22 protein-coding genes are annotated in these 23,462 nt (G+C 72.7%); 12 read left to right on the top strand and 10 right to left on the bottom strand.

Going from position 1 to position 23,462, the window contains the following annotated elements:
• The first annotated feature begins 8 nt into the window (after positions 1–8).
• On the top strand, positions 9–1,286 hold the full coding sequence (locus ACIP9H_RS02320; protein WP_401956994.1) for an ROK family protein: 1,278 nt from the start codon (positions 9–11) through the stop codon (positions 1,284–1,286).
• 34 nt (positions 1,287–1,320) lie between these two features.
• Complete coding sequence (locus ACIP9H_RS02315; RefSeq protein WP_401593526.1) at positions 1,321–2,130, top strand: AIM24 family protein; 810 nt, start codon at positions 1,321–1,323, stop codon at positions 2,128–2,130.
• 36 nt (positions 2,131–2,166) lie between these two features.
• On the opposite strand, the gene ACIP9H_RS02310 is transcribed toward ACIP9H_RS02315, so the two are convergent.
• On the bottom strand, positions 2,167–2,778 hold the full coding sequence (locus tag ACIP9H_RS02310) for a TetR/AcrR family transcriptional regulator (protein WP_401956990.1): 612 nt from the start codon (positions 2,776–2,778) through the stop codon (positions 2,167–2,169).
• A gap of 154 nt (positions 2,779–2,932) precedes the next feature.
• Between ACIP9H_RS02310 and ACIP9H_RS02305 the strand changes: the two genes are divergently transcribed.
• The 7 genes from ACIP9H_RS02305 to ACIP9H_RS02275 all read left to right on the top strand — a co-directional run bounded on the left by ACIP9H_RS02305 (position 2,933) and on the right by ACIP9H_RS02275 (position 11,091).
• Positions 2,933–3,415, top strand: coding sequence for a peroxiredoxin (locus ACIP9H_RS02305; RefSeq protein WP_401593531.1), 483 nt, complete (start codon positions 2,933–2,935; stop codon positions 3,413–3,415).
• A gap of 226 nt (positions 3,416–3,641) precedes the next feature.
• On the top strand, positions 3,642–4,670 hold the full coding sequence (tdh, locus tag ACIP9H_RS02300; protein WP_401593534.1) for an L-threonine 3-dehydrogenase: 1,029 nt from the start codon (positions 3,642–3,644) through the stop codon (positions 4,668–4,670).
• A gap of 74 nt (positions 4,671–4,744) precedes the next feature.
• A complete protein-coding gene (locus tag ACIP9H_RS02295; RefSeq protein ID WP_401593536.1) occupies positions 4,745–5,938 on the top strand; it encodes a glycine C-acetyltransferase in 1,194 nt (397 codons plus the stop codon).
• A gap of 4 nt (positions 5,939–5,942) precedes the next feature.
• Entirely contained in the window at positions 5,943–6,854 is a 912-nt protein-coding gene (locus tag ACIP9H_RS02290; RefSeq protein ID WP_401956986.1) for a LysR family transcriptional regulator, read from the top strand.
• 129 nt (positions 6,855–6,983) lie between these two features.
• Positions 6,984–9,206 carry a hypothetical protein gene (locus tag ACIP9H_RS02285; protein ID WP_401956983.1) on the top strand — a complete coding sequence of 741 codons (2,223 nt, stop codon included), beginning with the start codon at positions 6,984–6,986 and terminating at the stop codon, positions 9,204–9,206.
• The gene (locus tag ACIP9H_RS02280; protein ID WP_401956980.1) at positions 9,203–10,213 is read left to right on the top strand and encodes a hypothetical protein; all 1,011 of its coding nucleotides are present in this window, start codon (positions 9,203–9,205) and stop codon (positions 10,211–10,213) included. Before ACIP9H_RS02285 ends, ACIP9H_RS02280 begins: the two co-directional genes overlap by 4 nt.
• On the top strand, positions 10,210–11,091 hold the full coding sequence (locus ACIP9H_RS02275; RefSeq protein WP_401956977.1) for a hypothetical protein: 882 nt from the start codon (positions 10,210–10,212) through the stop codon (positions 11,089–11,091). Before ACIP9H_RS02280 ends, ACIP9H_RS02275 begins: the two co-directional genes overlap by 4 nt.
• A 52-nt stretch (positions 11,092–11,143) precedes the next feature.
• On the opposite strand, the gene ACIP9H_RS02270 is transcribed toward ACIP9H_RS02275, so the two are convergent.
• Positions 11,144–11,599, bottom strand: a complete 456-nt coding sequence (locus ACIP9H_RS02270) for a tellurite resistance TerB family protein (protein WP_401593547.1) — start codon at positions 11,597–11,599, stop codon at positions 11,144–11,146.
• Positions 11,600–11,784: 185 nt separating this feature from the next.
• On the opposite strand from ACIP9H_RS02270, the gene ACIP9H_RS02265 reads away from it, so the two are divergent.
• Positions 11,785–12,966, top strand: coding sequence for a cytochrome P450 (locus ACIP9H_RS02265; RefSeq protein ID WP_401593550.1), 1,182 nt, complete (start codon positions 11,785–11,787; stop codon positions 12,964–12,966).
• A 243-nt stretch (positions 12,967–13,209) separates the two neighbouring features.
• Positions 13,210–13,947, top strand: a complete 738-nt coding sequence (locus ACIP9H_RS02260; protein ID WP_401956972.1) for an SAM-dependent methyltransferase — start codon at positions 13,210–13,212, stop codon at positions 13,945–13,947.
• 10 nt (positions 13,948–13,957) lie between these two features.
• Here the strand turns inward: ACIP9H_RS02260 and ACIP9H_RS02255 are convergent, their stop codons facing one another.
• The 8 genes from ACIP9H_RS02255 to ACIP9H_RS02220 all read right to left on the bottom strand — a co-directional run bounded on the left by ACIP9H_RS02255 (position 13,958) and on the right by ACIP9H_RS02220 (position 22,216).
• Positions 13,958–14,902, bottom strand: a complete 945-nt coding sequence (locus tag ACIP9H_RS02255) for an aminoglycoside phosphotransferase family protein (protein ID WP_401957134.1) — start codon at positions 14,900–14,902, stop codon at positions 13,958–13,960.
• A gap of 85 nt (positions 14,903–14,987) precedes the next feature.
• Entirely contained in the window at positions 14,988–15,686 is a 699-nt protein-coding gene (locus ACIP9H_RS02250) for a hypothetical protein (protein ID WP_401956970.1), read from the bottom strand.
• 125 nt (positions 15,687–15,811) lie between these two features.
• Positions 15,812–16,858 (bottom strand): Gfo/Idh/MocA family oxidoreductase, encoded by a 1,047-nt coding sequence (locus ACIP9H_RS02245; protein ID WP_401956968.1) that lies wholly within the window; start codon positions 16,856–16,858, stop codon positions 15,812–15,814.
• A gap of 133 nt (positions 16,859–16,991) precedes the next feature.
• Complete coding sequence (locus tag ACIP9H_RS02240) at positions 16,992–18,011, bottom strand: Gfo/Idh/MocA family protein (protein WP_401593563.1); 1,020 nt, start codon at positions 18,009–18,011, stop codon at positions 16,992–16,994.
• Positions 18,012–18,042: 31 nt separating this feature from the next.
• Positions 18,043–18,954, bottom strand: coding sequence for a sugar phosphate isomerase/epimerase (locus ACIP9H_RS02235; protein ID WP_360908964.1), 912 nt, complete (start codon positions 18,952–18,954; stop codon positions 18,043–18,045).
• A 274-nt stretch (positions 18,955–19,228) separates the two neighbouring features.
• A complete protein-coding gene (locus ACIP9H_RS02230) occupies positions 19,229–20,116 on the bottom strand; it encodes an ATP-binding cassette domain-containing protein (protein WP_401956963.1) in 888 nt (295 codons plus the stop codon).
• Positions 20,117–20,123: 7 nt separating this feature from the next.
• Positions 20,124–21,206 (bottom strand): ABC transporter permease, encoded by a 1,083-nt coding sequence (locus ACIP9H_RS02225; protein ID WP_401593570.1) that lies wholly within the window; start codon positions 21,204–21,206, stop codon positions 20,124–20,126.
• Positions 21,203–22,216: a sugar ABC transporter substrate-binding protein gene (locus ACIP9H_RS02220; RefSeq protein ID WP_401956960.1), complete on the bottom strand. Its 1,014-nt coding sequence runs from the start codon at positions 22,214–22,216 to the stop codon at positions 21,203–21,205. Before ACIP9H_RS02220 ends, ACIP9H_RS02225 begins: the two co-directional genes overlap by 4 nt.
• Positions 22,217–22,493: 277 nt before the next feature.
• Between ACIP9H_RS02220 and iolC the strand changes: the two genes are divergently transcribed.
• Complete coding sequence (iolC, locus tag ACIP9H_RS02215; RefSeq protein WP_401956958.1) at positions 22,494–23,441, top strand: 5-dehydro-2-deoxygluconokinase; 948 nt, start codon at positions 22,494–22,496, stop codon at positions 23,439–23,441.
• Positions 23,442–23,462 lie beyond the last annotated feature (21 nt).

Here is a 23,462-nt window from a genome sequence, read left to right as displayed (position 1 = left end):
GGAACACCATGGCAGACCGAAGCAAGCGCACCGTCCGTGACCTGCGGCGGGGCAACCGTTCGTCGATCCTGCGCCACCTCTACTTCGAAGGCCCGCTCAGCCGTCAAGAGTTGGCCAGGGACACCGGCCTCAGCACGGGATCGATCAGCAACGTGGTCGCCGAGCTCATCGGGGACGGCGTGGTGGAGGAGGCCGGCTCGGTGGAGTCCGACGGCGGCCGCCCGCGTGTGATGCTCAAGGTGGCTCCCCGGCACGGCTTCGTCATCGGTGTCGACGTCGGCGAGACCGGCGTCCGGGTCACCCTCTTCGACCTCGCCCTGACCGAACTCTCCTCCACCGAGCGGCCGCTGGCCGACAGCGGCCACGACGTCGCCCTGGTCGTGCGGTTGATCCTCGAAGGGCTCGCGGCGGTCCTGGAGGACAGCCAGGCCGACCCCGCCCACGTGCTCGGCGTCGGCATCGGCGTGCCCGGCATCGTCGAGCAGGGCACCGGCGGCGCCGGCGCGATCGTGCACGGCCAGACCATCGACTGGGACGCCGTCCCGCTCGGCGCGCTGCTCGCCGAGGGCACCGGCCTCCCCCTCCACATCGACAACGGCGCCAAGACGCTCGGGCAGGCCGAGCTGTGGTTCGGCGCCGGCCGCGGCGCCCGCAGCGCCGTGATCGCCCTGCTCGGTTCCGGGGTCGGCGCCTGCGTCGTCGCCGAGGGCAAGCCCTACCGCGGCGCCAGCAGCAGCGCCGGCGAATGGGGGCACACGACCCTCCAGGTCGGCGGGCGCCTCTGCCGCTGCGGGTCCCGCGGCTGCCTGGAGGCGTATGTCGGCGCCGAGGCCCTCATCGACCGCTGGGGCGCGGACGCCCCGGCCGGGGTCAGCGAGGAGACGGCGATCGCCGCCCTGGTCACCGCGGCCGAGGCCGGCGACCGCACGGCGGTGGAGCTGCTCGACGAGACCGCGGAGTACCTCGGCGCGGGCATCGCCGACCTCGTCAACCTCTTCAACCCCGAGCGGATCGTGCTCGCCGGCTGGACCGGTCTGATGATCGGGCCCCGGCTGCTGCCCGCCGTCCGCGAGGCCACGGCCGCGTACGCGCTGCGCCACCCCTGCGCCCAGACCTCGATCGAGCTCGGGCTGCTCGGCCCCGACGCGGTCACGGTCGGCGCGGCCACCCTGCCGCTCGCCCGCTTCCTCGACGCCGGCGGCCGGGTGCCCGCCCCCGCCCCGCGGTCCGACGAGCAGGCGGAACCGAATCGTCCGGGCCGGTCGTTGTCAGGGACGTCCGCCTGAAGCAGCCCACCCCCAGAACGACCCGGAGACCGCGGTGACCCTCAAGCAGCAGATCGTCGGCAACGCCATGCAGATGGCCGTGTGCACCCTCGAACCCGGCCAGACCGTCTACTGCGAGGCCGGCAAGTTCCTCTTCAAGACCGCGAATGTGAGCATGGACACACGGCTCGCCGGGCCGGGCGGCAACGCGCAGCAGCAGGGCGGCGGGGGCGGCATGGGCGGCATGCTCCGCCAGGCCATGGGCACCGCGATGCAGGTCGGCCAGCGCATGCTCGCCGGCGAGAGCATCGCCTTCCAGTACTTCAGCGCGAGCGGCGGCGAGGGAACGGTCGGCTTCGCCGGGGTGCTGCCCGGCGAGATGCGGGCCCTGGAGCTGGACGGCTCGCGCGCCTGGTTCGCCGAGAAGGACGCCTTCGTGGCGGCCGAGTCCACCGTCGAGTTCGGTATCGCCTTCCAGGGCGGCCGCACCGGCATGAGCGGCGGTGAGGGCTTCATCCTGGAGAAGTTCACCGGCCGCGGCACGGTGATCATCGCGGGCGCGGGCAACTTCATCGACCTCAACCCCGCCGACTTCGGCGGCCGCATCGAGGTCGACACCGGCTGCATCGTCGCCTTCGAGGAGGGCATCCAGTACGGCGTGCAGCGCATCGGCGGGCTCAACCGCCAGGGGATCATGAACGCCGTCTTCGGCGGCGAGGGCCTGTCCCTGGCCACCCTGGAGGGCAACGGCCGCGTCATCCTGCAGTCCCTGACCATCGAGGGACTGGCCAACGCGCTGAAGAAGGCCCAGGGCGGCGACAAGCAGGGCCCGACCGGCGGACTGTTCTCCACCCACGCGGGCTGACACCGGCCCTCCCACCCTCCGGCAGGCGCCGTCGGCTCACACCACCCCGGCGGACTCCAGGACGTTGCGCAGCGCCCGGTCCAGGGCGGCCCGCACTTCCGCCGGGTCGCTGAGCGCGGCCGTCATCGCCGCGCCGTCACGCAGCATCATCAGCGTCACCGCGTCCTCCGCCGGGTGCGGGGTGCCCGCCTCGGCCAGCAGCCGCTCCGCCACTCCGCGCAGCCAGGTGCGGTGGGCGACGATGGCGTGCGTCACGGGGTCGTCCGGGTCCGGGTACTCGGCGGCGGCGTTGAGGAAGGGGCAGCCGCGGAAACCGGGCGCGCACAACTGGTCGCCCAGCGCCCCGGCCACCGCGAGCAGCGCCTCCTGCGCGCCGAGTCCGCCGAGGGCGCCCTCGGTGTACGAGCGGATCTGCCGGTCCGTTTCCTGGATGTAGCTGAGGACCAGCTGCTCCTTGCCCGCGAAGTGCCGGTAGAGCGTGGCTCGGGTGGTCGCCGCCTCGGTGACGATCCGGTCCATGCCCACCGCGTGGATCCCCTCGGCGTAGAACAGCCGGGACGCGGTCGCGAGGATGCGCTCGCGCGGCGGGGCGTCCGCGGGCACGGTGGCCTCGGAGGGGGCGAGCGGGGCGGCGGGCGGGGCGTTCATGTCCTTGACGTTAGCCGACGGCCACGCGTAGTGTCCCGGCAAGAACGAACGTTCTGTCTCACCCTTCGTCTTTCTGTGCCGCCCGGAGCCGTCCGTGGGCCGCCACCCCGGCCCGCACCGCCCCCGTGCCCGCCGTACGAGAGGACCCCACCCCATGGCCGTGCCCGAGATCGGCGCCCCCGCCCCCGACTTCACCCTCTCCGGGGTGCTGCTCACCGACGCCGGCGCCGAGCGCGCCGAGTACTCGCTGTCCGCGCAGCGCGGTGCCCCGGTCGTGCTCGCCTTCTACCCGGGCGACGACTCGGCGGTCTGCACCAAGCAGCTGTGCTCGTACACCTCCGACCTGGACCGCTTCCGCGACCTCGGCGCCACGGTGTGGGGGATCAACCTCAGCGACCTCGACAGCCACGAGCACTTCGCCCGCAAGCGCGACCTGCGCTTCCCGCTGCTCGCCGACACCGACCGCTCGGTGGTCAAGGCCTACGGCATCTCGCTGCCCGGACTCGGCCTGAAGCGCTCGGTGTTCATCGTCGACGCCGAGGGCATCGTGCGCTGGAAGCACGTGGCCCGCATCGGGCTCACCTACCAGGACACCGACGCCATCGTCGCTCAGCTGGCGGCCCTCGCCCCCCGCTGAGCCGCCCCGCGCCCCCCTTACGGGCGAGCGTGAAGCTGCGCTGTTGCCGAGCTTAAGAAAAGATCGATGGACTGAACGCCCGGAGCCGGGCAGATTGCTGTCTGCCCGGCGCACCGCGCGAGCAGGCGCCGACGGGCGCCGCCGCTCCGCCCCGGGTTCTTCCGTGCCCGGTCCGCGTCCCCCCGCGCGGACCGGGCCACATCGTCTGCCGGCAGGAGTCGCAAGAGTGAAGGCACTGGTGAAGGAGAAGGCCGAGCCCGGCCTGTGGCTGCGGGACGTCCCCGAGCCGGAGATCGGCCCCGGTGACGTCCTCATCAAGGTGCTGCGGACCGGCATCTGCGGCACCGACCTGCACATCCGTTCCTGGGACGGCTGGGCCCAGCAGGCCGTGAGCACCCCGCTGGTCCTCGGGCACGAGTTCGTCGGCGAGGTCGCGGCCATCGGCTCCGACGTCGCCGACATCAAGACCGGCGACCTCGTCAGCGGCGAGGGCCACCTCGTGTGCGGCAAGTGCCGCAACTGCCTCGCCGGCCGCCGCCACCTGTGCCGCAACACCGTCGGCCTCGGTGTCGGCCGCAACGGCGCCTTCGCCGAGTACGTGGCACTGCCCGCGTCCAACGTGTGGGTGCACCGCGTCCCCGTCGACCTCGACATCGCCGCGATCTTCGACCCCTTCGGCAACGCCGTCCACACCGCGCTGTCCTTCCCGCTGGTCGGCGAGGACGTGCTGATCACCGGCGCGGGACCGATCGGCATCATGGCCGCCGCCGTCGCCAAGCACGCCGGCGCGCGCAATGTCGTCATCACCGACGTCAGCGACTACCGCCTCGACCTCGCCCGCAAGATCGGGGTCAGCCTTGCCCTGAACGTCTCGGAGTCCACGATCGCCGAGGGCCAGCGCGAGCTCGGCCTGCGCGAGGGCTTCGACATCGGCCTGGAGATGTCCGGCCGCCCCGAGGCCATGCGCGACATGATCGACAACATGACGCACGGCGGGCGGATCGCGATGCTCGGCCTTCCGTCCCAGGAGTTCGCGGTCGACTTCGCCAAGATCGTGACCTCGATGATCACCATCAAGGGCATCTACGGCCGCGAGATGTTCGAGACCTGGTACGCCATGTCGGTGCTCCTGGAGGGCGGTCTCGACCTCGCCCCCGTGGTCACCGGCCGCTACTCCCACCGCGACTTCGACGCCGCCTTCGACGAGGCCGCCGGCGGCCGCTGCGGCAAGATCGTCCTCGACTGGACCGCCTGATTTCTCTGCGGCCCGGTTCGTCCGACCTCGGGGCGCCTGCTGCCGTCCGCGCCCCACACACTCGGGAGACCCCCATGTTCGAATCCGTCCGCGACGACCTGCGCGGCACCCTCGACGAGATCCGTGAGGCGGGCCTGTTCAAGCCCGAGCGCGTGATCGGCACGCCGCAGAACGCGTCCGTCGGCGTCACCTCCGGCGGCCGCCCCGGCGACGTCCTCAACTTCTGCGCCAACAACTACCTCGGCCTCGCCGACCACCCCGAGGTCACCGCGGCCGCCAAGGAGGCGCTGGACCGCTGGGGCTACGGCATGGCGTCCGTGCGCTTCATCTGCGGCACGCAGGAGGTCCACAAGGAGCTGGAGGCGCGGCTGTCGGCGTTCCTCGGCACCGAGGACACGATCCTCTACAGCTCCTGCTTCGACGCCAACGGCGGTGTCTTCGAGACCCTGCTCGACGAGCGCGACGCGGTCATCTCCGACGCCCTGAACCACGCCAGCATCATCGACGGCATCCGGCTGTCCAAGGCCCGCCGCCTGCGCTACGCCAACCGCGACATGGCCGAGCTGGAGGCCCGCCTGAAGGAGGCCGGCGACGCCCGCCGGCGCCTCATCGTCACCGACGGCGTCTTCTCGATGGACGGCTACGTGGCGCCGCTGAGCGAGATCTGCGACCTCGCCGACCGCTACGACGCCATGGTCATGGTCGACGACTCGCACGCCGTCGGCTTCACCGGCCCCGGCGGCCGCGGCACCCACGCGCTGCACGACGTGGTCGACCGGGTCGACATCATCACCGGCACCCTCGGCAAGGCCCTCGGCGGCGCCTCCGGCGGCTACGTCGCCGCCCGCGCGGAGATCGTCGCGCTGCTGCGCCAGCGCTCGCGCCCGTACCTGTTCTCCAACTCCCTCGCCCCGGTGATCGCGGCCGCCTCGCTGAAGGTCCTGGACCTGATCGAGGACTCCGAGGACCTGCGCGTCCGCCTCGCGGAGAACACCGCGCTCTTCCGCTCCCGCATGACCGAGGCAGGCTTCGAGATCCTGCCCGGCGACCACCCCATCGCGCCCGTCATGATCGGCGACGCCGCGGAGGCGGGCCGGATGGCCGACCTGCTGCTGGAGCGCGGTGTCTACGTGATCGGCTTCTCGTACCCCGTCGTGCCGCACGGCAAGGCCCGCATCCGCGTGCAGCTGTCGGCCGCCCACTCCACCGAGGACGTCGAGAAGGCGGTGGCCGCGTTCATCGCTTCGCGCGAGGCCCTGGCAGGATGAATGGGTGATTGACGCACGACGGCTGCGGACCCTGCGGGCCGTGGCGGACCACCGGACGGTGACCGCCGCGGCCGCCGCCCTGTACCTGACGCCGTCGGCGGTCTCCCAGCAGCTCGCCGCCCTGGAGAACGAGACCGGTCACCGGCTGCTGGAACGCGGCGGGCGGGGCGTCCAGCTGACCCCCGTCGGTGAGATCCTGCTCACGCACGCCAACGCCGTCCTCGCGCAGCTGGAACGGGCCGAGGCCGAGCTCGCCGCGTACACCTCCGGCGCGGCCGGAGAGGTCACCGTCGCCTCCTTCGCCACCGGCATCGCGCTCGTGCTCGCCCCCGCCATCACGGCGCTCGGCCGCTCCGCGCCCGGCATCCGGGTCCGGGTCCGCGACGCCGAGGGCGACGAGTCGCTGCCGATGGTGCTCGACGGCCGCGCCGGGATAGCCGTCGCGGTCGAGTACCGCGGCGCCCCGAGCGCCGACGAGCGGCTCGCCCGCGTCCCGCTGTACGCCGAGCCCTTCGACGCCGTCCTGCCCGCGGGCCACCCCCTCGCGGAAGCCGCCACCCCGGCCGTCCGCGTCGCAGACCTCGCCGACCAGACGTGGATCGGGCCCTACCCCGGCAACCCCTGCCACGACGTGGTCGTGCTCGCCTGCGAGTACGCCGGCTTCCAGCCGCGGCTGGAGCACTCCTCCGACGACTTCCGTGCCGTCGTGGCACTCGCCGCTGCGGGCGCGGGCGTCGCGCTGGTGCCGCGCAGCGCCCTGCGCGACATGGACCTGTCCGGGGTCGCCGTACGCCCCGTCCACGACGTCGTCGCCACCCGCCGTGTCTTCGCCGCCGTCCGCCGCGGTGCTGAGGACCACCCGCTGCTGCGCCCCGTCCTGGACGCCCTGCGCGCCGCCGCGGAGGACGCGGCTTAGGGTTCCGTCCCGCCCGGTGCGGCCCGCGGGGGCGACTCCGGCAAACACCGGACGCCCTCCGTGCCGCGGTGACATCATCGGCAGCGTCCGGGGGAGCAGGGGAGCAGGCGTCCGGGGACGGGGGAGACCATGTCGCGTGCCGAACGGATCGAGGAGATCAGGGCCCGGCGGGCCCGGCGGGCCGAATGGCTGGACGGGGCCCACGGCTGGGTGACCGACACCCTCGGCCGGCTGCGCGAACTCGACGCGCTCCGCACCGAGATGCTGGCCCTGGTGCCCGACGAGGCGCAGGACCGGCTGCTGGCCCTCGGCGCCGAACTGGGCGACCTGCTGGAGGAACTGCCCACCGAGGCCGCCGTCACGGAGGCCGCCGCGTCGCGGTTCCGGCGCGCCACCCTCAACGTCGGCGTCATCGGGCGGGCCCGGCAGGGCAAGAGCCGGATGATCAGGAGCCTGACCGGGCTGTCGGACCGCGAGGTGCCGACCGGCGACGGCGGCTTCTGCACCGGCGTCACCAGCGTGCTGCGCCACGAGGACGGCGCGCCCACCCGGGCGCAGGTCTTCCTGCACACCGAACGCTCCTTCCTGCACGAGGTGATCGCGCCCTACTACGCCGAACTCGGCCTGGGCCCCGCCCCCACCACCCTGACGGAGTTCGCCCAGCCCCTGCCGCCGGCGCCCGAGGGCGACGGCGCCGTCGAGGGCAGCCGCTACGGGCACCTGGCGGCCTTCCACGCCGCACTGCCGGAGTACCGCCACTACCTGACGACCAACTCGCCCTACCCCATCGGCCCCGAGCGCGTCCGCGAGTTCGTCGCGCAGTCCGACGAGCGCGACGAGCAGCGCCACCACGCCTTCCGCGCGGTCCGGCACGTCCGCATCACCACGCACTTCGCGCAGCAGGACTGGACCGGACTGTCGCTGATCGACCTCCCGGGCCTCGGCGACACCAACCTCCAGGACGCGCAGCGCATCGTGGGCGCCCTGCGCGACGAGATCGACGTGGTGGTCTTCGTCCGCCGCCCCGACCCGCTCGGCGACGGCCTCGACACCTACGACCACCAGCTCTACGACCACGTGCGCGAGGGACTGACCGGCGCCGAACTCGCCCGCTGCTCCTTCCTGGTGGTCAACCGGGTCAGCGGCCCCGCGGGCGACAACTCGGCCAACGCCCGCAAGATGGTGGACGAGTGGCTCCCGGCCTCCCGCTTCCAGGTCGCCGGGGCGCACATCGTGGACTGCACCCGGCCCGACGAGGTCGCCGCCATGACCGACGCGGTGCTCGACCACCTCGTGGCCCACCTCGACGAACTCGACGAGCGGCACCTGGCCGAGCGCGCCGAGAAGCTGGCCGAACTGCGCGAGCGCACCGCCCGGCTGGCCGCCCGCGCGGGCCGGCTCGCCGACCTGGCCCAGCCCTCGGAGATCTGGTTCCTGCCCTTCAACGGCCTGTTCGAGCAGACCTACGAGCAGATGGCCAACGCCCTGGCCGCCCTCGTACGGAGCCTGCGGGAGGACCGTGACCTGACCGACGGCCTGCTCGCGGACGCCGTCGAGGAGATCCTCGACGGTGCGCAGAACGACCCCGGCCATCCGTCGGTCGCCCAGCTCGTCGCCCGCGCCGACGCCGAGGGCGGCCTCAGCGTCGCCTACGGCAAGTACCTGAACGAGTCCCGCGCCCGGCTCTCCCGCCGCTTCCTGGAGTGCGACGTCGCGCTGCACGCCCGCACCGCCCGCATGCAGGACGAGGTCGCCGGTGTGCTGCGCGGCCCGGGCAGCCTGGGCGGGCTGGCCGGACTCGGCGGTGCGGAGGGCCAAGAGTTCCTGCTGCGCACTTCCGAGCGCATCCCGCGCGTGCGGCAGGAGGGCGGCAGCGAGATCCGCTACGCGCTGGCACTGCTGGCCGGCTTCACGCTGTCCTACCGGGGCATGCTCCAGCACCGGGTGCGCACCTGCCTGGACGGGCTGCACGCCGACAGCCCCACCATGCCCTTCCCGCACGACCGGTCGCCCAGCGGCCAGGAAGTGCTGGAGATGCTGGAAGTCGCCTACGACGAGGCGCTGTTCGCCTGCCGCGGCGAGCTGCACAAGGTGCTCGCCGAACCCAGCGCGGCGGTCTTCTCCCTGGTGGAGGAGTTCCACGACCGGGTGATCTCGGCGGCCGGGACCAAGGAGGAGTGGCGGGTGTTCTACCAGGACGTACGGGCCGAGATCTGGCCCGGCCGCTTCGCGGCCCTCGCCGAGGACGCGGCACACCTTCGGCGCTGGTCCGAGGCCGTCCGGCAGCTCGGGGCCCGCACCGCCGCCGGTACCGAGGGCGGCGCGGCCGCCGGGAAGGGGACCGCGGCATGAGCGAGTCCGGTCGCCACGTCCTCGACGTCGGCATGCTCGGCCCCTCGGGCGCCGGCAAGACCTCCCTCCTGGCCTCCATGTACGTCCAGTACGCCTCGGTCGCGGGGGCCACCGACCTCGACCTCACCCCGGTGGGGGAGACCGCCGCCAAGCTCACCGACGCGGTCTCGGTCCTGGAGTCGCTCTCCCGGTCCGTGCAGGTCCGCGGCGGCATCGAGCAGACCACGACCACCGACCTCCACCGCTACGAGATCGCCGTCGGCCGCAAGGGCCGCAAGGCGCGCTTCCGGATGTGCTTCACCGACTACGCGGGCGAGGTGCTGCGGGACCTCGACGCCGGCCCGGTGGGCCGCAAGGTGCGGGCCTCGCTCCTCAACAGCCCGGTCGTGGTCCTCGCCGTCGACACCCCCGCGCTCATGGCCCTGGACGGCGAGTACCACCAGCGCATCAACCTCCCGCACCTGATGTACGAGCGGATCAAGGAACTGCTCGTCGAGGACGAGCAGCGGCCGCGCCTGCTGGTCATCGTGCCGCTGAAGTGCGAGCGCTGGGTCACCACCCGACAGGGGACCGAGGCCCTGATGGAGCGGGTCCGCGAGGGCTACCGCCCGCTGCTGGACTACATCGCCCACCCGGATGTGCGCCCGCGCGTGGGCTGCGTCGTCACACCCGTGCAGACCACCGGCTCCATCGTCTTCTCCACGATCAAGGAGACACCGGGCGGCGGTGTGCAGTTCCACTACCGCAGCCGGACGCCGGGCGCGCCGTACCGGCCCGTCGACACCGACCAGCCCCTGCGGTACGCGCTGCGCTTCGTCCTGAGCGAGTACCGGCGCAGGCGCGGGTTCTGGCGGGAGGCGGTCGACGAGGTGTTCGGCACGGACGTCGCGCTCCAGGAAGCCGTCGCAGCGTTCGCGAAGTCGGGCTCCGAACGCGACGGGCTCCACGTGGTCCAGGACCACCCGCACCTGAGTCCCGCCGCCGGATCTCCCGGGGGCCGGGGGTGACCGTCGCCTGGGCCTTCCACTCCCGCGGCCGGCTCCCCGAGCAGGGCTACACATGGCTGCCCGCGGACGGGGCACGGGGCGCCGACCCCGAAGTGCTGCTGCGGGGCTGCGCCGGCCGCTCCGTCAACGACCTCGTGGACGACACCAAGGCCTCCCTCCTCCTCTACGCCCTCAAGGGCGGTGCGGGCGGCAGGCCGCTGTGGGTCCTGCTGCTGACCGGCCTGCGCTCCGGGGACGCCGTCGGCGACCACATGCTCCGGCCCATCCGGCTGCTGCTGCTCGGCACCGGCCCGGGCGTGGGGGAGAAGGCGCTGCCCCCGGCCGAACTGCTCGCGGTCGCACGGCTCTTCCTCACCGGCGGCATGCAGGAGGACCTGCCCGTCACCCACGGCCACCCGGCGGGTACCCCGGGCTTCGCCGTCGACGTCCCCGGCTGGGGCGCCCTGCTGGAACGCGCCCGTGCGTGCGCGCCGGAGGCGGTGCTGGTGCCGGGCCCGAACGAGATCCGGCTCCTCCCCGACTCCCCGGACGCGCGTGCGGCAGCCGCCGGCATGCTCATGGACCTCGAACAGCGCGGCGCGCAACCCGGGTTCGGCCTGGACGCAGCCCGGCTGATCGGTCCCGTCAACCGCCCGCTCCTGATCGTCACCTCTCTCCTCGGCAGCGAGTCGCTGCTGGCAGTCCGTCCCTGGTACGCCCTCGGCACGAGAGTGGGGCGGCCCGTCCACGCGGAGTGGGACCGGCAGAACGGCCAGTCGTTCCTCGAAGGCTCCGTCCGGCGGGTGACGGATGCCCTCGGCAGGACGGGCTTTGTGCTGACCCTCCTGACGCTGGTGGCCCTGGGCGCCCTCGGGGCGGTCATCGCGGTGATCGCCTGAGGCCCGGCCGGGCCCGCCGTGGCGGCGGTGGGCACGGCACGGGAGGCGCCGACTACAGGTCGAACTCGGCGGGCGCCAGGTCGAGCGCGTAGCAGGCCTCGCGGACGACGCCCTGCTCGGTTTTGTCGAAGTTGCCGTCGGCGCCGCCGATGACGATGCCGATCTGGACCACGGCACGCGCCTCGGCCGGCTTCTTCTTGGCCTTGGCGACCTCCTGGAGCACGCTGACCTTGCCGAACTCGAAGTCGGCGGTGAGCTTGTTCAGGTAGTCGTCGAAGCGCCGCTGCAGGTCGGCGGCGGGGAAGTTCTGCAGCACCTCGTTGGTGGCGATGAGCTGGGCGACCCGCGCCCGCTCCGACGGGTCGATGGTGCCGTCGGCGGCGGCGACCAGGGCGCACATCGCCATGCTCGCGTCGCGGAAGGCGCCGCTCTTGAGATCGTTCTTCTTGGCGACGAGCTGTGTCTGCAGGGAGGCAGTGGTGTCCTTGAGCCGGTCCCAGAAGGCCACGGGGTAACTCCTCGGTTTCTCTGTTCACGCGTCGGCGTGGGCAATGGGGCCAACGAAGCAGCGCTCCCGGAGGTGCCCGGTCGCGCGGCGGACCGTGAAGTCACCCGCCGGTCGTCGTGGCCGGGAAACACCGCCGGACCGGCGGACACCTCTCGGAGCGGCCGCGACCGGGTTACCGTGCAGAGATGGAGACGGTTGACCTGACAGCCCTCGGTGAGGCATTCACCGCCGACCCCTATCCGGTCTACGCCCGGCTGCGCGAGCTCGGCCCCGTGCACCGCGTGCGCACACCCGAGGGCGAGATGTGGCTGATTGTCGGCCACGATCAGGCGCGGGCGGCGCTGACCGATCCGCGGTTCGCCAAGGACGCTCGCGCGCTCGGCTGGATCCTGTACGACGAGGAGCTGCTGGGACGCCACATGCTCGTGTCCGATCCGCCCGAGCACACCCGGCTGCGCAAGCTCGTCGCCCGCGAGTTCACCGCCCGGCGGATCGATCAACTGGCAGCCCGGGTGCAGGAGATCACCGACGGCCTGCTGGACGCCATGACCAGCAGGCCCGGCGCCCGGGCGGACCTCGTCGAGTCCCTGGCCTATCCGCTGCCGATTACCGTCATCTGCGAGCTCCTGGGCGTGCCGGACCTGGACCGCGCGGCCTTCCGCGCGTGGTCGAACGAGGTGGTCGCGCCGACCGGCCCGGAGGCCGAGCGGGCGGCGTACGAGCAGCTTGCCGAGTATCTGGACGAACTGATCGAGGACAAGCGCTGCGCGCCCGGTGACGACCTGATGAGCGCCCTGATCCGCACGGTCGCCGAGGACGGCGACCGGCTGTCCCGCCCGGAGCTCAGCGGCATGGCCTTCCTGCTGCTCGTCGCGGGTCACGAGACGACGGTCAACCTCATCTCCAACGGTGTCCGCGCCCTGCTCACCCACCCGGACCAACTCGCCCTCCTCCGCGCCGACAAGGGACTTCTCGAAGGCGCAGTGGAGGAGATGCTCCGCTGGGACGGCCCCGTGGAGACCGCCACCTTCCGCTTCACCTCCGAGCCCGTGGAGATCGCCGGCACGGTCATCCCGGCCCGGGAGCCGGTACTCGTCGCCCTCGCCTCCGCCGATCGCGACCCGGAACACTTCGGCGAGCCCGACCGCTTCGACATCCGCCGCGACACGCGCGGCCACGTCGCCTTCGGTCACGGCCTCCACCACTGCCTGGGCGCACCCCTGGCCCGCCTCGAAGGCCGCATCGCCATCGGCTCCCTGCTCGAACGCTGCCCCGACCTGGCCCTGGACACCGACCTCGACGCCCTTCAGTGGCTGCCCGGGATGCTCATGCGCGGTGTCCGCTCGCTGCCGGTGCGCTTCGGCTGAGCGCCCGCGGCGGTCGCCCGGCCCCCGCCCCGTGGAGCGGCGGGTGTCCGTCCCCGCGTCGATCGTGCCCACCATGCCCGTTGTCCCCTTCCCGGCCTTCCGGCCTTCCGGCCTGCCTGTCCCGTCCGTCCCGTCCTGTCCGACCTTTCTGAATGGGCAAACCACCGTTCCGCTCCGCCGCGTTGCACGCCCGGCGGGAATTAACCCGATGCGGTGACACGGCGGGACTGGCAGGCTGCGCCGATGGACCGCCGACGGATCTCCCGCATCGCGCACAGCGACCACCCCGTAGCCGCCCCGCTCGACGACGCCTCGGTACGCGGCCTGCTCGACCGCGCGCTGCGCCGGGGCGACGAACGCGTACTGGACCTCGGATGCGGGGAGGGTGCCTGGCTGCTGCGTGCGCTGGCCGGCCACCCGGGGGTGACGGCGGAAGGCGTGGACACCGACGCGGCCGCCCTGGCCAAGGCGGCGCGGACGGCAGCGGACCTCGAGGTCGCCGGGCGCCTGGTCCTGCACGAGCAGGATGCCCGCCGGCACACCTCCGCCTCCCCCTTCGACCTCGTGCTCAGCGTGGGCGCGACCCACGCCTTCGGCGGCCTGTCCGCGACCCTGTCCGCGGTCCGCGAGCACCTGGCTCCCGGAGGGCATGTCCTCGTCGGCGACGGCTTCTGGGAGCAGGAGCCCGCGCCCGCCCTCGTCGAGATGCTGGGCGACTTCGACGACCTGCCCACCACCGTCGACCGCGTCGTCGCCGACGGCTGGACCCCCGTGCACGGCCACATCAGCACACGCCAGGAGCTGGACGCCTACGAGTGGTCCTGGACCGGTTCCCTGGCCGCCTGGGCGCTCGACCGCCCCACCGACCCCGACAGCGGCCAGGCCCTCGACGCGGCCGCCCGCCACCGCACGGAATGGCTGCACGGCTACCGGGGCACGTTCGGCTTCGTCACCCTCCTGCTGCGGCGCACCACCGCGTGAACCGGGGTCCTCACAGCCCGGCGAGGTCCGCCACCGTCCGCGCCTCCCGCAGCACGCCGGCGGCGTCCCCGACGTGTCCGTGCTCGGTGAGCCACAGCGCGGTCTCCACCCGCCTCGCGACCGCCCACGCCTCCAGCCGGGCCACGTCCTCACCGAGCGCGTCGGCGACCAGGGCGAACCGCCCCGCCAGCACCCGCCCCGGAGCGGGATGCGCGAAGGGGTCGTCGATCTGCTCCAGCAGCGGCCACGGGTCGTAGGCGGGGTCGCCGGCCATCGGCTTCGGGTCGATCGCGAGCCACGGGCGGCGTGTCGCGGCCAGGACGTTGCCCGGGTTGAAGTCGCCGTGGACGACGACCTCCCGGGACGCCGAACCGGGCAGTTCGCGCAGCAGCCTTACGCCGAGCGCGACGAGTCCCGGGTCGAAGGGCGGCCGGTGCCGCTCCATCCGTTCCTCCACGAGGCCGGCCCAGCCGGCGGTCACGTCCGCCAGCCGGTCGAACCCGCCGTCCACCGCCGTAGCGGCACCCCACAGCTCGGCCAGGACCCCGGCCCCGGTCAGCAGCCGCTCCTCGGCAGTGAGTCCGTCCGCCGCCCCGAGCCCGCCGCCGGGTGTGCAGCGCTCCAGCAGCAGGGCGTGCCGCCGGGCGTCGTGCCGGTGGACCCGTACCGCCCCGCGCCCGTCCCACAGCCGCAGGGCCGCCGCCTCGCCCTCGGCCTCCGGGTGGGGCCAGCCCACCTTGAGGACAGCCGGCGTTCCGTCCGGCAGCCACGCCTCGGCCGCCCAGGAGCAGCTTCCGCCGTCGTAGGACCGCCCGAGCCGCAGCGCCCAGCGCTCGCACATCTCCCCGACGAGGTCCGGCAGCCGGGCGAGCCACTGCTGCCCGCCCGGCAGACCGCTCACGTTCCGTACGAGCGGCAGGGACGCGGACATCGTCACAGGAGGCACGCACAGCATGCTGCCCGTCGCGGCGGGCGGCTTCAAGCCGTTCCGTCCGGACGACGCCCGGGCGCACCAGGGCGCGGCGACCGGCCCGGCGCCCTCAGCGCGCTGCTTCGATGTCGTTCCGCCCGCCCAGCCGGTCCTGCGCCTCCCGCCGGAAGCCGGCCACCAGGATGTGCAGGCTCACCACCAGCGCCCAGATGGGGAAGACCAGTTCGGCCCAGGCCACGCCGGGCACCACGAAGAGCAGCGTCAGGCCGACGAGGTAGCCCAGCAGCGCCAGCCAGCGCGGGAACGTGCCGAGGCGCAGCGCGACGGTGGACGCCGACAGGACGAACACGGCGGCCATCCGCATCGCGTACGTCGTCAGCAGGCTGTACGTGAAGTGCCCGCCGAAGTACCAGAGCTGGGGCTGCCGTACACCGGCCGCCGTGCCCGCGTCGGCCGTCGCCAGGAGGCTGCCGGCGCAGGCCGCCGCCCCGAAGAGGGTCGCCACGAAGATCAGCCCGCTGCCCTGGAACACGGTGGCGAGGAACTTGTCCTCGGCGTTCCCCACGTGCGCGCGCACCGCCCCGATGAACCACAGGAAGAAGATCCCGGCGAAGGGGATGAGGCCGAGCGCCGTGCGCACCGTGTGGCGCGAACTGCCGCTCAGCGGCCCGCCGCTCGACGCGTACTGCTGCCCCTCCGGGATGGCGACCCGCACCAGGACGATGGCCGCGCCGAGCAGGACCGCGAAGGCGATGCCCACCGCTCCGGCGGCTCGTGGTGTGCGCAGGGCCCGGACCGTATCTGACATCTGAGCCCTTCACGCACGTACGCACCCCGGCAACGACCTAGGACCAGCAAGCACCGCCGCGGTCCGTGGCGCCACCCGGCCCGGCCCGGGCGGGTGACAGGGCACGAGGGGGCCCGGAGCACCCCTCAGGAAGCCGGCCCGGCGGCCGCCGCCCCGGTCCCCGTGATCGCGGCGATCTCCGCGATCCGGACCGGCCGCCGTTCGGCACGCGAGACCTCGCATGCCTCCGCCACCAGGAGTGCTTCCAGCGCCTCCCGCCCGTCGCACGGATTCGCCGCCTTCCCGGCGACGACGCGCACAAAGGTGTCGATCTCGGCCCGGTAGGCGTCCCCGAAGCGGTCGACGAAGCCCGTCCAGGGATCCGGCACACCTGGTGCCGCGCCCGGCTCCACCGAGGTGACCGGCGTACGGGCGCCGACGCCGACCGCGATCTGGTCGAGGGAGCCGGCGAGCTCCATGCGGATGTCGTAACCGGCACCGTTGTAGCGCGTGGACGTGGCCGTCACCAAGGTGCCGTCGTCCAGCGTCAGCAGTGCCGCGGCGGTGTCGACGTCGCCCGCCTCCCGGAAGAAGTCGGCGCCGCCGTTGGCGCCCATCGCGTACACCTCGACGACCTCGCGTCCCGTCACCCACCTGGTGGCGTCGAAGTCGTGGATGAGGCAGTCGCGGTAGAGGCCGCCGGACAGCGGCACGAACTCCGGTGGGGGCGGTGCCATGTCGGAGGTCATGGCCCGCACCGTGTGCAGCCTGCCGAGCCGGCCTGTCCGCACGGCCGCGCGGGCGGCGCGGTAGCCGGGGTCGAAGCGGCGCTGGAAGCCCATCTGCAGGACGGTGCCCGCATCCTCCACCTCGCGCAGCGCGGCGACCGTGGAGGCCAGGTCCAGGGCGATCGGCTTCTCGCAGTACGTGGGGAGCCCGGCCCGGACCGCACGCGAGATGAGTTCCGCGTGGGCGGCGGTCGCGGAGGCGATGACGACGGCGTCGGCGCCCGCGGCGAACGCCTCGTCCACCGAGCCCGCCGCACGGGCGCCGGGGCCGAGCCGGTCCGCCGTTCCCGCGGCCCGCGCGGTGTCGGCGTCGGCGACGACGAGTTCGGTGACGTCGGGGTGCCCGTGCAGGGTCGCCGCGTGGAACGACCCGAGGCGCCCGACACCGACGAGGACAACGCGCATGAGCGGAGAGGCCTTTCTTCCGGGGACGGGCGGGCGGCGCGGGCGCGGCGGCCAGGGAGTAACCGCCGCGTCCGCGCCCGATCCGGGACCACCAGGGGGCGGCGCGACGCCTGTCCTGCCGCGCCGCCGTTCCTCAGCGGTAGAACGCGGGGCGCTCGACCAGCGCGACCTCGACCCGGCCGCCCTCGCTCTGCGAGCGGAGTCCGGCCTCGCAGACCGCTGCCGCCGCGTAGCCGTCCCAGGCGCTCGGCCCGGTGACCTCGCCGCGCCGGGTGGCGTCCACCCAGGCCTGGACCTCGCGGTCGTAGGCGTCGACGAAGCGCTCCACGAAGTCCTGGGCGATGGTGCCGCCCCAGCGGCCCGCCGTGTTGACGAGGAGGTCGTGGGCCTCGCCGATGCGCGCGCTGCCGCGCTCGCACACGGCTTCCGCCTGCACCTGGTAGCCGAAGCCGCAGTTGACGTTGATCTCGACGTCGGCGATCACGCCGCCGTCCGTCTCGAAGACCACCAGCTGCGGATCGTCCAGGCCCTTCGGCGCGTTGGAGGACGGGCGCGGGCGCAGCACGGTCACGGCGGTGATCTCCTGGCCGAGCAGCCAGCGGGTCACGTCCATCTCGTGCACGACCGAGTCGTTGATGAGGTTGGCGTTCGTGTAGCCGGGCGGGACGCTCGCATTGCGGTGCCGGTTGTGCACCAGCAGCGGGCGGCCCAGCTCGCCGCTGTCGAGAAGGGCCTTGAGCTTCAGGTACTCGGCGTCGTAGCGCCGCATGAAGCCGACCTGCACGCGCCGGTGGCCCAGCTTCTGCTCGGCCTCCAGGACGCGCAGTGCCGAGGCGGCGTCCGGGGTGAGCGGCTTCTCGCACAGCACGGGCAGGTCGTGCGCGAAGGCGGCGAGCAGCGCCGCCTCGTGGGCGGCGCCGGGGGAGGCGATGAGGACGGCGTCCACGTCGTCGGCCGCCATGGCGGCCGCGGGGTCGGTGTAGGCCGTGCAGCCCTCGATGCCGGCGGCGACGTTCTTGACCCGCTCGGCGTCGACGTCCACGACGGCGGTCACGCGGGCCCCGCTGATCACGTCGTTGATGCGGCGCACATGGTCGGCGCCCATCTTGCCGGTCCCGACGACCGCGACCCGGAGGGTTGCGTGCTGCGTCATGATGCGTGTCATCCCTTTCGTGCGCGGGGCGTCAGGCGCCGCAGGAGCGGAGGAAAGCGCGGGTGCGCTGGGCGATGGGCAGCGGGCGGTCGGGCTCGCAGGGGTACATGTCCTGCTCGACGATGGCGAAGAGGTCGACCCCGAGCCGCTGCGCGGCGGCCAGCACCGGCTCCAGGGCGGGGACACCGGCGGGCGGCTCGCACATGACGCCGCGCTGGACGGCCGGCCCGAACGGCACCTCGTTCTTGATCACGTCGGCCAGGATCTCCGGGTCGACCTGCTTCAGGTGCAGGTACCCGATGCGCTCGCCGTAGGTCTCGATCAGCTTGACGCTGTCGCCGCCGCAGTAGGCGTAGTGGCCGGTGTCCAGGCAGAGGTTGACCAGGCCGGAGTCGGTCGAGTCGAGGAAGCGGGCGACGTGCTCCTCGGTGTCGATGTGGGTGTCGGCGTGCGGGTGCACGACGATGTCCAGGCCGTAGGTGTCGCGCACCTGGCGCCCCAGGCGCTCCATGCCGGAGGCGAGGTGGCCCCACTGCTCGGCGGTGAGCTCGTGCGGTTCGATGATCTCGGCGGTCTTGTCGTCCCGCCAGAAGGACGGGATCACCACGAGGTGCCGCGCGCCCATGGCCTGCGTGAGGGCGGCGACCTGGCCGACGTGCTCCCAGGTGGCGTCCCAGACCGACGGACCGCGGTGCAGGGAGGTGAAGACGGTGCCCGCGGAGACCTTCAGGCCGCGGGCGGAGGTCTCCTCGGTGAGCCGGGCGGGGTCGGTCGGCAGGTAGCCGTACGGGCCGAGCTCGATCCACTCGTACCCCGACTGGGCGACCTCGTCGAGGAAGCGCTGCCACGGCACCTGCTGCGGGTCGTCGGGGAACCAGACGCCCCACGAGTCGGGCGCGGACCCGATGCGGATCCGGTCCAGGGCGGGGGAGGCGGCGGTCATGAGGAGGGCTCCTCTCACCGGTCGGCGGTGACCGGTCGGGTGGTTCGGAAGTGGTGCTCGGTGCTGCGACGGTGCGGTTGCCCGCGAAGCCCGCGGTCCCGCTGGCAGCTTCGCTGTCCGACGGGGTCACCGTCAAGAGTTAGTCCTGACATATGGACGTCATGTCAGGCGGTGGGGAGTCGAGGTCGGGCACCACGGCGGCCCGGGAGGGCGGCCCCGCACGAGGCGGGCCGCCCTTCTCCTCGGCGTCCAAGGGGCGTTCCCCGGCCCCGGCTCACACCTCCTTCGGGTCGTCCGGGGCTTCCGGTTCCGGCTGTTCCGGCAGTTCCTCCACGTCGACGCCGCGCACCTGGGACAGTTCGTGCCTGAGCGCCGCCAGCTCGGCGCCGCCGGCCATGTGGTGGGTCAGCTCCTCCAGGGTGACCTCGGAACGGCTCGCGCTCAGCTCGAGGGTGCCCAGCCGGAGCACGGTGAAGTGGTCGCCGACCATGTAGGCGTGGTGCGGGTTGTGCGTGATGAAGATGACACCCAGGCCCCGGTCGCGGGCGGCGGCGATGTACTTGAGGACGACGCCCGACTGCTTCACGCCGAGCGCCGCGGTCGGCTCGTCGAGGATCAGCACCCGCGCGCCGAAGTGGACGGCGCGCGCGATGGCGACGGACTGCCGCTGCCCGCCCGACAGGGTGCCGATGGGCTGGTCCAGGTCGTCCAGGACGATGCCCATCGCCCGCAGTTCCCCGTCGGCGGTCCGCTTCATCGCCGCGATGTCCAGGCGGCGTACCGGCCAGGGGCCGCGCGTCAGCTCCGAGCCGAGGAAGAAGTTCCGCCACACGGGCATCAGCGGGACGGTGGCCAGGTCCTGGTAGACGGTGGCGATGCCGCGGTCCAGCGCCTCGCGCGGGTTGTTGAGCCGTACGGGCTCGCCGTCGATGCGGAACTCGCCCTCGGTGTGCTGGTGCAGCCCGGAGACGATCTTGATCAGGGTGGACTTGCCGGCGCCGTTGTCGCCGAGCACGCAGGCCACCTGCCCCGGCCGGACTGCCAGGTCGACCCCGTGCAGGGCGCGGACGTTGCCGTAGCTCTTGCCCACGCCGGTCAGCTCGACGACCGGCGTTCCGGTGGCCTGCTCCCGCGCGGGCGCTTCGGTGGGAATGGGGGTCATGGGGTCCTCACCTCCTGGTCGCCGTGCGGCGGACCCACAGATTGACGAGGGTCGCGATCAGGAGCATCACGCCGAGGAAGAACTTGAACCAGTCCGGGTTCCAGTTGGCGTACACGATGCCCTGCGAGACCATGCCGAAGATGAAGGCGCCGATCACCGAGCCGATCGCGGAGCCGTAGCCGCCGGTCAGCAGGCATCCGCCGATGACCGCCGCGATGATGTACAGGAACTCGTTGCCGACGCCCTCGCCCGACTGCACCGCGTTGAACGAGAAGAGCAGGTGCATGCCGGTGAACCAGGCGCCGAAGCCGACGGCCATGAACAGGGCGATCTTGGTGAGGTGCACCGGGACGCCGACCGCACGCGCGCTCTCTGCGCTGCCGCCGACCGCGAACGTCCAGTTGCCGAACTTCGTCCGCAGCAGCACCCAGGTGGCCAGTGCCGCGAAGCCCAGCCACCACAGCACCGTGACCTTCAACTGCACCCCGCCGATGCCGATCTCGGAGGCGAAGACCTTTCTGGCCTGGTCGAAGCCGTCCATGTCGCTGATGGAGTCGGTGGCGACGTTGCCGGTGAAGATCTTCGTGACGGCCAGGTTGAGGCCCTGGAGCATCAGGAAGGTGGCCAGGGTGATGAGGAAGCTGGGCAGGCCGGTCCGCATCAGCAGATAGCCGTTGAGGGCGCCGACGGCCAGCGAGACCACGAGCGCGACGGCGACCCCGGTCCACACGTTCATGCTCAGCTGGAAACTGAACATGCTCGCCGTCAGCGCGGAGGTGGTGACCGCGACGCCGGCCGACAGGTCGAACTCGCCGCCGATCATCAGCAGGGCCACCGGCAGCGCCATGATGCCCATGACCGACGCCTGGTAGAGCACGGTGGCCAGGGAACCCGCCTCGCGGAATGACGGCGCGACCGCGAAGAAGAACAGGTAGACGGCGACGGCGGCGATCAGCGCGCCGATCTCCGGCCGGGCCAGGGCCCTGCGGAGCAGGGAGCGCCCGTTCGTCCGGCCGTCCGCCGAGGAGAGCGGCGCGGCGGGCGGCGAAGGGGGCGCCGCGGAGGCTGCAGCGGGGGACACCGGCCTCACCGGGTGCCCTTCGCGGCGAACGCCGCCACGGACTCGACGTTGTCCTTGTCGACGAACGCCGGGCCGGTCAGGACCGGGGAGACGCCGCCACCGCTGACGTTGCCGTTGGTCTTGTACAGCCACAGCGAGTCCACCGACAGGTAGCCCTGGAGATAGGGCTGCTGGTCGACGGCGAACTGCACGTCGCCGTCCTGGACCGCCTTCACCAGGTCCTTGTTGAGGTCGAAGGTGCCGACCTCGGCCTTGCTGCCGGCGTCCGCGACCGACTGGACGGCGGTGAGCGCGAACGGCGCGCCCAGGGTCACCACGTAGTCGATGTCGGAGCCCTGCTTGAGCTTCGCGGTGATGGTGGACTTGACCGACGGCATGTCCGTGCCGTTGACGTACAGGTTCTCCGTCGTCCCCTTGAAGGTCTTCTTCACGCCCGCGCAGCGCGCCTCCAGGGCGACATGGCCCTGCTCGTGGACGACGCAGACGGCGTGCTTGGCGCCGAGGTCGTTGAGCTTGTTGCCGAGTGCCTCGCCGGCGACGCTCTCGTCCTGCCCGAAGTACTCCAGCAGCCCCTGGTCCTTCCAGTCGTCCAGGCCCGCGTTGAAACCGACGACGGGTATGCCGGCCTGCTCCGCCTTGGCAACGGCGGACTTCATGGCGTCCGGCTTGGCGAGCGTGACGGCGATGCCGTCGACCTTCTGGTCGATGGCGTTCTGGATGAGGTTGGCCTGCGTGGCGGCGTTGGGGTCGGCGGAGTAGACGAGTTCGACGTTGTCCTTCGCCGCCGCGGCCTGGGCGCCCTTGCGGATGAGGTCCCAGAAGGTGTCGCCGGGGGCGGCATGGGTGACCATCGCGATCTTCATGCGGGGGGTGTCCGCCTTGCCGGCGGCGGCGTTGTCGGCGGACTCCTCGGCCTTCTTGCCGCCCGAGCTGCTGGAACAGCCGGCTGCGAGAAGGACCGCCGCGGCGGAGAGCGCCGCGACGGCGGAGATCCTGCGGGTTTTCCAAGAGCGTTCCATGTTCCTGCACCTCACTGCGGTGGGAGGGAGAAGGGGGGACCGGCCTGTTGCCCGTGGCGTTGCTGACGGGAGCAAACCCCTCGCCCGAGCCGCTGTCAAGGCTTTGTTAAGACATCAATTCATCTCGACGTAACGACACAGTAACGAGCCGGTAGGACGCCTCGACCTGTCCACGTTCGTATGTAAGGACATAGTGTTGACATCTCCCGGGTCCCGCGGTTAGACCTGAGGGGGCCGCGCGGCGGTCCGCTCGCGAGACGACGAGGAGTCCCTGCTCATGACCGAGCCGTACGACCTGATCACGATGGGCCGGATCGGGGTGGACATCTACCCGCTGCAGACGGGGGTGCCGCTGCCCGAGGTCGAGACGTTCGGCAAGTTCCTCGGCGGATCGGCGACCAACGTGGCGGTCGCCGCCGCCCGGCTCGGCCGCTCCACCGCGGTCGTCACCCGCACCGGCGACGACCCGTTCGGCACGTACTGCCACCAGGCGCTGAAGGAGTTCGGTGTCGACGACCGCTTCGTGACCCCGGTCGCCGGGCTGCCGACCCCCGTCACGTTCTGCGAGATCTTCCCGCCCGACGACTTCCCGCTCTACTTCTACCGGCTGCCCAAGGCCCCCGACCTGGAGATCCTCCCGGAGGAGCTGGACCTCGACGCGATCCGCGCCGCCCGGATCTTCTGGATGACCGGGACGGGACTGTGCGAGGAGCCCAGCCGCGCCGCCACGTTCGCCGCGCTGGAGGCCCGCGCCGGGAACGGCACCACCGTCTTCGACCTCGACTGGCGCCCCATGTTCTGGAAGGACCCCGCCGAGGCACGGCCCTTCTACGCGCGGGCGCTCAGCCACGCCACCGTCGCCGTCGGCAACCTCGACGAGTGCGAGGTCGCCACCGGCGTCCGCGAACCCCGCGCCGCGGCTGAGGCGTTGCTGGAGGCGGGCGTCGAACTCGCCGTCGTCAAGCAGGGTCCCAAGGGCGTGCTCGCCGCCCACCGCGACGGCACTTCGGCCGAGGTGCCGCCGGTCCCGGTCGAGGTGGTCAACGGCCTCGGCGCGGGCGACGCGTTCGGCGGCGCCCTGTGCCACGGCCTGCTGGCCGGCTGGGACCTGGAGCGGATCATGCGCCACGCCAACGCGGCCGGCGCCATCGTCGCCTCCCGGCTCGCCTGCTCCTCCGCCATGCCCACCGAGTCCGAGGTGCGGGACCTCCTCGACCGCCGCTGAGCGGCCCGCCCCCACCTGAAA

Origin of the sequence: Streptomyces sp. NPDC088732, from assembly GCF_044751205.1 — a bacterium.
GTDB lineage: Bacteria > Actinomycetota > Actinomycetes > Streptomycetales > Streptomycetaceae > Actinacidiphila.
The sequence above is the reverse complement of the archived record's forward strand: the minus strand, read 5'-3'. Positions and strand labels throughout refer to the sequence as shown.

Bases quoted from the DNA above. Each gene is read 5' to 3' on its own strand.
- ACIP9H_RS02320 (WP_401956994.1), top strand. From the start codon at position 9: ATGGCAGACCGAAGCAAGCGCACCGTCCGTGACCTGCGGCGGGGCAAC.
- ACIP9H_RS02310 (WP_401956990.1), bottom strand. From the start codon at position 2,778: ATGAACGCCCCGCCCGCCGCCCCGCTCGCCCCCTCCGAGGCCACCGTG.
- ACIP9H_RS02305 (WP_401593531.1), top strand. From the start codon at position 2,933: ATGGCCGTGCCCGAGATCGGCGCCCCCGCCCCCGACTTCACCCTCTCC.
- ACIP9H_RS02295 (WP_401593536.1), top strand. From the start codon at position 4,745: ATGTTCGAATCCGTCCGCGACGACCTGCGCGGCACCCTCGACGAGATC.
- ACIP9H_RS02285 (WP_401956983.1), top strand. From the start codon at position 6,984: ATGTCGCGTGCCGAACGGATCGAGGAGATCAGGGCCCGGCGGGCCCGG.
- ACIP9H_RS02280 (WP_401956980.1), top strand. From the start codon at position 9,203: ATGAGCGAGTCCGGTCGCCACGTCCTCGACGTCGGCATGCTCGGCCCC.
- ACIP9H_RS02265 (WP_401593550.1), top strand. From the start codon at position 11,785: ATGGAGACGGTTGACCTGACAGCCCTCGGTGAGGCATTCACCGCCGAC.
- ACIP9H_RS02260 (WP_401956972.1), top strand. From the start codon at position 13,210: ATGGACCGCCGACGGATCTCCCGCATCGCGCACAGCGACCACCCCGTA.
- ACIP9H_RS02255 (WP_401957134.1), bottom strand. From the start codon at position 14,902: ATGCTGTGCGTGCCTCCTGTGACGATGTCCGCGTCCCTGCCGCTCGTA.
- ACIP9H_RS02250 (WP_401956970.1), bottom strand. From the start codon at position 15,686: ATGTCAGATACGGTCCGGGCCCTGCGCACACCACGAGCCGCCGGAGCG.
- ACIP9H_RS02245 (WP_401956968.1), bottom strand. From the start codon at position 16,858: ATGCGCGTTGTCCTCGTCGGTGTCGGGCGCCTCGGGTCGTTCCACGCG.
- ACIP9H_RS02240 (WP_401593563.1), bottom strand. From the start codon at position 18,011: ATGACGCAGCACGCAACCCTCCGGGTCGCGGTCGTCGGGACCGGCAAG.
- ACIP9H_RS02235 (WP_360908964.1), bottom strand. From the start codon at position 18,954: ATGACCGCCGCCTCCCCCGCCCTGGACCGGATCCGCATCGGGTCCGCG.
- ACIP9H_RS02230 (WP_401956963.1), bottom strand. From the start codon at position 20,116: ATGACCCCCATTCCCACCGAAGCGCCCGCGCGGGAGCAGGCCACCGGA.
- ACIP9H_RS02220 (WP_401956960.1), bottom strand. From the start codon at position 22,216: ATGGAACGCTCTTGGAAAACCCGCAGGATCTCCGCCGTCGCGGCGCTC.
- iolC (WP_401956958.1), top strand. From the start codon at position 22,494: ATGACCGAGCCGTACGACCTGATCACGATGGGCCGGATCGGGGTGGAC.